This window comes from Burkholderia sp. GW821-FHT14F03 (assembly GCF_058803765.1).
The window spans coordinates 1-684 of sequence record NZ_JBXAPG010000144.1 but is presented as its reverse complement, the minus strand read 5'-3'; the positions used below and the strand labels follow the sequence as shown (position 1 = coordinate 684).

At 67.1% G+C, this 684-nt stretch carries 1 protein-coding gene; it reads left to right on the top strand.

Annotated features, from left to right (window positions below; genetic code table 11):
* The coding region (locus tag AC1RQF_RS33420; protein WP_492874414.1) for an AMP-binding protein at positions 1–684 on the top strand (684 nt) is incomplete at both ends.

Below are 684 nucleotides of genomic sequence, written 5' to 3'. Positions count from 1 at the left end.
GGAGAAGCGCGTGGGCCTGTGCATGGGGCGCGGGGCGGACGTGGTGGTGGGCATGCTGGGGATCTTGCGTGCGTCGTCGGCCTATGTGCCGCTGGATCCGCAATACCCGGCGCAACGCTTGCGCTATCTGATCGAGGACAGCGGCGTCGAGGTGGTTCTGACGCAGCGGGCGCTGCGCGGGGATCTGGAAGCGCTGGGCGTCGGCGTGCCGCTGGTGGACATCGAGACGCTCGAGGCGCATGACGCGGCGGCGCCGGAGGAGGAGGGCGCCGCGGGACCGGCGCGGCTGGCGTACGTGATTTATACGTCGGGTTCGACGGGTGCGCCGAAGGGAGTGGAGGTCACGCACGCGAACGTGCTGCGGTTGTTGAATACGACGCGCAAGCAATTCGGTTTTGGAGCCGAAGACGTGTGGAGCTGCTTCCATTCGACGGCGTTCGACTTTTCGGTCTGGGAAATTTGGGGTGCGCTGCTGCATGGTGGCCGGCTGGTGATGGTGCCGCACTGGGTTGCGCGTGCGCCGCGCGCATTCTGCGAACTGTTGCGCGAGCAGCGCGTGAGCGTGCTGAACCAGACGCCATCGGCATTTTTCCAGTTGCTGCAGCAGCCCGGATTCATCGAGTCGGCGCCGGGCTGGGGCCTGAAGTGGGTCATCTTCGGCGGGGAGGCGCTGGACAGCCGGCG